At 62.7% G+C, this 6,200-nt stretch carries 9 protein-coding genes; 4 read left to right on the top strand and 5 right to left on the bottom strand.

Features of this window, described 5'->3' with window-relative positions:
- From EN879_RS20600 to EN879_RS20585, 4 genes are all read left to right on the top strand, one after another.
- Window positions 1–614: manganese catalase family protein (locus EN879_RS20600; RefSeq protein WP_127274211.1), on the top strand; the 614-nt coding region annotated here is incomplete at its 5' end.
- Between the two features lie 318 nt (window positions 615–932).
- Window positions 933–1,541 (top strand): DUF1206 domain-containing protein, encoded by a 609-nt coding sequence (locus EN879_RS20595; protein ID WP_063170782.1) that lies wholly within the window; start codon window positions 933–935, stop codon window positions 1,539–1,541.
- Window positions 1,538–1,930 (top strand): phage holin family protein, encoded by a 393-nt coding sequence (locus EN879_RS20590; RefSeq protein ID WP_013525134.1) that lies wholly within the window; start codon window positions 1,538–1,540, stop codon window positions 1,928–1,930. The genes EN879_RS20595 and EN879_RS20590 overlap by 4 nt, the downstream gene beginning before the upstream one ends.
- 56 nt (window positions 1,931–1,986) lie before the next feature.
- The gene (locus EN879_RS20585; protein WP_244514438.1) at window positions 1,987–2,766 is read left to right on the top strand and encodes a hypothetical protein; all 780 of its coding nucleotides are present in this window, start codon (window positions 1,987–1,989) and stop codon (window positions 2,764–2,766) included.
- A gap of 74 nt (window positions 2,767–2,840) precedes the next feature.
- On the opposite strand, the gene EN879_RS20580 is transcribed toward EN879_RS20585, so the two are convergent.
- The 5 genes from EN879_RS20580 to EN879_RS20560 form a co-directional block, all read right to left on the bottom strand.
- Window positions 2,841–3,257, bottom strand: coding sequence for a c-type cytochrome (locus EN879_RS20580; RefSeq protein WP_063170780.1), 417 nt, complete (start codon window positions 3,255–3,257; stop codon window positions 2,841–2,843).
- The gene (locus EN879_RS20575) at window positions 3,238–4,116 is read right to left on the bottom strand and encodes a cytochrome c oxidase assembly protein (protein ID WP_063170779.1); all 879 of its coding nucleotides are present in this window, start codon (window positions 4,114–4,116) and stop codon (window positions 3,238–3,240) included. The genes EN879_RS20580 and EN879_RS20575 overlap by 20 nt, the downstream gene beginning before the upstream one ends.
- Entirely contained in the window at window positions 4,113–4,454 is a 342-nt protein-coding gene (locus tag EN879_RS20570) for a hypothetical protein (RefSeq protein WP_063170778.1), read from the bottom strand. The genes EN879_RS20575 and EN879_RS20570 overlap by 4 nt, the downstream gene beginning before the upstream one ends.
- 1 nt (window position 4,455) lies before the next feature.
- Entirely contained in the window at window positions 4,456–5,061 is a 606-nt protein-coding gene (locus EN879_RS20565; RefSeq protein WP_013525139.1) for a cytochrome c oxidase subunit 3, read from the bottom strand.
- A partial coding sequence (locus EN879_RS20560; protein WP_206520970.1) for a cbb3-type cytochrome c oxidase subunit I occupies window positions 5,058–6,200 on the bottom strand: 1,143 nt, incomplete at its 5' end. The genes EN879_RS20560 and EN879_RS20565, both read right to left, overlap by 4 nt.

Raw genomic sequence — 6,200 nt, 5'->3', positions numbered from 1 at the left:
CCCTCAATCTTGAGGGTGCACCACTTTCGCTGCAGGAGGACATCTCGTCGGACACGGTCGGCGGCTCGGTCCTCAACGGGATGAACTTCCGCCATATCTTGTCGACCGGCCTGGCCGCACTGCCTGAAAACGCCAACGGCGTTCCCTTCAATGCTTCGCATGTCTATGCCAGCGGCAATCTTGCCGCGGATATGGTCGCAAACGTCACCGCGGAAGGAAGCGGCCGCGTGCTTGCGACCCGCCTGTACAACATGACCAGCGATCCCGGCATGAAGGACATGCTGTCCTTCCTTATTGCGCGCGACACCATGCACCAACAGCAGTGGCTCGCGGCAATCGAAGATATGGGCGGACTGAACGCGTCTCTGCCGGTCCCCAACTCCTTCCCGCAGGAAAAGGAGCATCAGGACGTATCCTATGCCTTCATCAATTGCTTCGTCGAAGGTGTCGAACCAGCGCAGGGACGTTGGAGCGAAGGACCGTCGATGGACGGCAAGGGCGAGTTCTCCCTGGTCGCCGGTTCGCCAATGGGCGAGGAGCCCATCCTGTCGCCGCCTCGGCCAAGTTCCGGCGCCCAGAGCGAGCAGATGATCGACAGGCGGGCAGCCGAATAGGCAAAGATAGCAATGCCGGAGGCAGCCGGCACTCGGCTGTCTCCTGCTAGCGGCTCCTGCGGAGTCGGGCGCACCCGGTGGTACCGAGCAACTGGCGCTCCGCACGAGGGATAGCGCGACCCATTGGTGACTGGTGCGTGCCTGACGAAGCTCTCCATTTCCGCTTCGACATAAATGCTTCACCTAGGGAACATCGCCGGCTCCGCGAAGTTGGACAGCCACGGAGGACGTGCACATGAACAGTGTCATCTATCTTATCGGCGTTATCGTTGTCGTGCTGGCGGTCCTCTCCTTCCTCGGTCTTCACTAGGTGGCCCCATGCAGCATGAAAACGATCAGGGCGGACAGCCCACCGATTTCGACAAGACGAAAAGCGACGTTTCCGAAAGGCTTCGCCAGGAAAATGAGCGTGCCAGCGAGTTGCTTCACGACGCGCGTGATACGGTGACCCGCAAGGCTGGCGACTATGCATCTGAAGCCAGGGAGGTCATCTCCGACAAGGCGCAGGAAGCGCAGCGCGACATCGGATCGAGCCTGGCGGCGCTGGGCGGCGCACTGCGCGCGGCCAGTGACCACCTGGCCAACAACGATGAAAGGAACGCATCGAAGTTCGCATTGGATGCTGCCGGTGGCCTGGAGCGGCTTTCATCGTCATTGAAACAGAAGCCGTTCGGCCAGGTCCTGGAGGACGTGCAGTCCTTTGGCCGGCAAAATCCCGGTGTCCTGCTTGCCGGATCGGTATTGGCCGGATTGGCTCTCGGGCGGTTCATCAAGGCCTCGCCGCCGGCGGGTCCAGAATTTCAGGATGCGCCGGGAGACCTCAAATCCCACACCGATCAGGCACAGGGTTGGTCCGCTGATCGGTCGCAGGATTCGGGCGTCGTCGGCGATGATGGGGCCATGCAGAGCACGGAGCAGGACAGATGAACACCCAGGACAACCCAAGCCTTGCCGGGCTGATCACCGACTTGGCCCAGAATGTCACCACTTTGGTGCAAACCGAGGCCAGGCTGTTTCGGGCCGAGCTTTCTGAAAAGCTTGCCAAAGCCGGAGCAGGTGCCGCGGAAGTGCTGGGCGGCGCGATCTGCTTGCTCGCCGCGCTAATGGTGTTGCTGCAGGCACTCGTTATTGCACTGACGCGGGCAGGACTTGGCGCGGGGTGGTCTTCCCTGCTGGTCGGCGTGGTCGTGGCGGCCCTCGGCATTATCCTGCTGCGGACCGGGACGGCCAGCATGGCGCCTTCGGAACTTACCCCCGACCGCACCCAGGAACAGCTCAAGCGCGACGCGAGCGTGATCAAGGAACAAGTGAGATGACTGAGAAATCCGCAGCCGAACTTGAACGCGAGGCCGAGGCAGCCCGTGCGCGGGTGATGGAGACCGCCGAATCCATTCGAGGCAGGATGACGCCGGGACAATTGCTCGATGAGTTCACCGGGCTGTTCTCGGGAGGGGAGAGTTCGGCCATGCTCGCCAACCTCAGAACGCAGGTCCGAGACAATCCTTTGCCGGTCACTATGGTGGGCGCGGGTCTGGCTTGGCTGATGTTCGGCAGTGGTACCGCAGACACCGCCCGCGGTTCGGCTGGCTACTCAATGCCCTCGGCGCCGGGACGACATGATGAACGGGAACGTGGAGGCTTGGGCAGCACGCTTTCCGATGCCGCCGCATCGCTGTCATCGGCTGCCACCAGCGTCGGCGATACCGTTTCCAGCGCTGCAAGCAGCGCCGCCGAGGGTTTGACGGGCACCACGGCCACTGCAAGATCGGTGACCGGCGACATGGCGGCGAAAGCCGCCCGCTCCGCGCAAGATCTGTTGGAGAACCAGCCCTTGGCCATAGCGGCCGCGGGTCTCGCCATCGGCGCCGCCATAGGTGCAATGCTGCCCCACACCGCAACGGAGGATGAGCAGCTAGGCGCCTATGGCGACAAGCTTCGCGATACCGCCGAAACCATGCTCGACAGGGGTCTCGACGAGGCCAAGCAGGTCGCCGCCGAAGCCTATGAGACCATCAAGCAGGAAGCTGGCCGGCAACATATGGAAGCAGACACGATCGCCGATCAGCTCGGCGAGATCGTGAAGTCCACAGCAGACAAGACCGAGCATGCCGTGCGTGAACGGATATCCGATCCGTCTCAGCATCAAAGCTAGATGATCCTGGATCGGCGATAGTCGGTCTCTTCCACACAGGGTCGGCGTTGTCCGTCAAACGGTGAACCGCTCAATCATTTCAGAGCGTAGAGGTAGGCCGCGATATCGCGCGCCTGCTGCTCCGAAATTCGGGTCGATGGCATGGCCGTGCGCGGATTGATTTCCCTGGCAGACCGTATCCAGCGGATCAGGTTCTCTGGATTGTTGGCCAGCCCGCCGCCGATAAAGGTGCGGTCAGCAAGACTGGCGTCGAGGCGTGGACCGACCTGCCCTTGCGCGCCCGGCACGCCCGAAATCGTATGGCAGCCGGAACAACCATTCGCAGTCATGATCGGCATGGCGCGCGCAATGTCACCTCCCGTGGCCGCCTCCGCCTCGTGGCGGATGCGCGCCGCCTGATCGGACCACCAGGTCATTCCGGCCACGCCCGCAACGAGCAGCACCAGCGCGACGCTGGCGCCGGCAAGCAGCTTAGACAAGCTCGTAGGCATGCGCAGCCTCCCCCCTTCCGCTCGCCTTGATCCACAGCGCGGCCAGCAGCAGCGCTGCGCCGCCATAGATCAGTCCAGCGGGAACCCACATCACCAGCCCGGCAAGTTGCTGGTCTTCCAGGGGGCTCAAATTCCATAGTGCCGCACCCACCGCGTTCTGCGGGTACCAGAGCCGCGGCGAGAGCAGCAGGAGCACGCCAAGCAGGCCAGTGTGCAGCGAGGTGACGAAAAGATGCATCACTGCGGTCCCATAGGCATGCTGGCGGCCGGGACGCGGCAAGAGTACCCACCAGAACAGCAGCCCTGTTCCGAAGAAGCTCGCGTGCTGTGCATAGTGCATCACGCCGCGTTCGAGCGCGGCCTCGAACAACGCCGGAAGGTGCCAGATCCATATGGCCAGGCCGTGGGCAATGGTCGCGCTGAGCGGTCGAGTTACGAAAGACCAAACCGCATTCAGCCATCTGCCGTGCGCGGCCATTCCAAGAATGCGCCGGACCCCGGCGGGATATCCCCACATCAAGGCCGCAGCCGGGCTGGCGGAGACCAGCAGCGGCGCCGCCACGGCCATCAGCAGTTCATGCTCGATCATATGCGCCGCAAAGATCTGCTCACCGAGTGCATGAATCGGGCTGACCAACGCGGCCGTCAACACGCCCCATCCGGCCGTGAACAGCAGAGCCTGGCGCAGCCGCAAAGTCCTGCCGCGGCTGCTGCGCCGCCAAAGCCGGCCAGCTCCAACGACATATATCAGGGCAAGCACGGCAAGTGGCAGGGTGATGGGCAGCGCGAGCGTCCACCCGGCCTCGGGTGCGCCGGCGCCGTAGCAGATGGAAGTAGAGAACAGCCCGTCCAGATTCATCGCAGGCACTCATCCAGGATCAGCGCCGCGCTGCCTTGCATGAGGATCACAAGCGCAAACAGCAACGCCGACAGCATGCCGAGATTGGCGACGAAGCGCTCTGTGGCGCGCGTACGCTTCGGCTTGAATGCGGCACCGCCTCGCCGCTTCGCCCGCCACGACAGCGCCCCGCCGAGCAGCGACAACAAGACGAGCAGCAGCGCCACGGGAAGCACGACCGGCACCTGGCGATTGCATTGCCAGGGCACCAGCGCATAATTCAGCTGTGTCGAGACCGCCCACGCCAGCGGCCCTGACAGAAGACCACCCCAAGACGTTCCCAGGCGTAATGCACGCATCTCAGCCTAGCCTCGGCACCCAGTAGATGAGCAGATAGATCGGAATCCAGGTCAGGACCACGAAGTCCCAGTAGAAGACATTGTCGCCGACATCGCCGAAGCGACGGCCGCTATAGCCGTGGCGCGTGAACATCAGCACAGTCAGCACGATGGTGTCGCCGACATCGGTGATGAGATGGGTGGTGTGCAGCCCGAGCAGCACCCAGAGCATCGATCCATAGGCATTGGTGTCCCAATAGATGTTGAGGGCCGGGAATTCGAACCAGCGCACGACGAGCGGAGCGATGCCGAGCAGCGACATGACCATCAGCCCGATCCGCACCGGCACCATCGAACATTGCTTGGCATAGCGGTGGAGGATGTGGTTAGGCACAAGGCTGACGATGAACAAAATGGTGACGATCGTTCCGGGCCAATGGTTCGGGCGCGGTGCGCTGAGCGGCCAGTCTGGCCATGACTGCGCAAGGTAGAGATAAGCGCCGGCCGCCAGCGCGAAGCCCGTGCCTTCCAGCGCCATGAAACCCAGCGTGCCCCACCAGGTCGGGCTGCGCGGACCGTGCCCGAAGGTGGGCAGGCCAGAAAGATCGGCGGCGGCGCGCTGCTTCATTCCTCGTCCTCCGGATCGCCCTTGGGCCAGAACCATCCGATCAACGTGATGGCGATTGGCGCGGCGCCCCAGACGATCGCCCAGGGCGTGAAGATTGAATAGAGAAACGTGCCGCCGACGGCCAGCGCCGCTAAAAGCGGCCAGATCGAAGGGGCGGCCGATTTCTCGCGAATGTCGGGATGAGCTTCGGCCACGGTCGAGATGAGGAGTTCGCGCGCGTCGACGCGGAGCCCGGTCGCTACAGGGAGCGCCTCGCGCTCGGCCCAGAGCGGCTCGATATGAGTGACGATGGGAATGCGTGCGAAATTATAGCTCGGCGGCGGCGAGGATGTTGCCCACTCCAAGGTTCCTGCGTCCCAAGGATTGTTGCCGGCCGAGGTGCCTTTCAACGCGCCATGCACAAGGTTGAAGGTGAACAGGACAAAGCTCAGGAAGAAGAGTAACGCCCCAGCCGAGATGAAAAGGTTGATGTTGCCCCAGCCAAGCTCGGCCGGATAGGTGTAGACACGTCGTGGCATGCCCCACAGGCCGACCAGATGCATCGGGAAAAAGGCTGCATTGAACCCGATGAAGGCCAGCCAGAAATGCCACCGCCCGAGGCGTTCGCTCATCATGCGGCCGGTGACCTTCGGGAACCAGAAATAAGCCGCGCCAAGCAGCGGGAACACCGAGCCGCCGATCAGCACGTAATGGAAATGGGCGACGACGAAATAGGTGTCGTGGACCTGAAGATCCAACGGCACTGAGGCGAGCATCACGCCCGTCAGCCCACCGATGACGAAGATGAAGAAAAAGCCGAAGACGAACAGCAACGGAGTTCGGATCACCGGTCTGCCGTCCCATAATGTTGCCAGCCAGCAGAAGATCTGTACGCCGTTCGGGATGGCGATCATCATGCTGGATGCGGTGAAGAAGCTGGCGCCAAGCTTTGGCAGGCCGGTGGCGAACATGTGATGGACCCAAAGCCCGAACGAAAGGAAGCCGACCGCGATCAGCGACAGGACCAGCCCGAGATGACCGAATGTCGGTCGCCTGGCGAAAACAGGAATGATCGAGGACACCATGCCCGTCGCCGGCAGGAAGATGATGTAAACTTCCGGATGGCCGAAGAACCAGAAGAGGTGTTGGAACAGCAGAGC

The organism is Mesorhizobium sp. M7A.F.Ca.AU.002.02.1.1 (assembly GCF_003998535.1).
Lineage (GTDB): Bacteria > Pseudomonadota > Alphaproteobacteria > Rhizobiales > Rhizobiaceae > Mesorhizobium > Mesorhizobium ciceri.
The sequence above is the reverse complement of the archived record's forward strand: the minus strand, read 5'-3'. Positions and strand labels throughout refer to the sequence as shown.

Bases quoted from the DNA above. Each gene is read 5' to 3' on its own strand.
- EN879_RS20595 (WP_063170782.1), top strand. From the start codon at position 933: ATGCAGCATGAAAACGATCAGGGCGGACAGCCCACCGATTTCGACAAG.
- EN879_RS20590 (WP_013525134.1), top strand. From the start codon at position 1,538: ATGAACACCCAGGACAACCCAAGCCTTGCCGGGCTGATCACCGACTTG.
- EN879_RS20585 (WP_244514438.1), top strand. From the start codon at position 1,987: ATGGAGACCGCCGAATCCATTCGAGGCAGGATGACGCCGGGACAATTG.
- EN879_RS20580 (WP_063170780.1), bottom strand. From the start codon at position 3,257: ATGCCTACGAGCTTGTCTAAGCTGCTTGCCGGCGCCAGCGTCGCGCTG.
- EN879_RS20575 (WP_063170779.1), bottom strand. From the start codon at position 4,116: ATGAATCTGGACGGGCTGTTCTCTACTTCCATCTGCTACGGCGCCGGC.
- EN879_RS20570 (WP_063170778.1), bottom strand. From the start codon at position 4,454: ATGCGTGCATTACGCCTGGGAACGTCTTGGGGTGGTCTTCTGTCAGGG.
- EN879_RS20565 (WP_013525139.1), bottom strand. From the start codon at position 5,061: ATGAAGCAGCGCGCCGCCGCCGATCTTTCTGGCCTGCCCACCTTCGGG.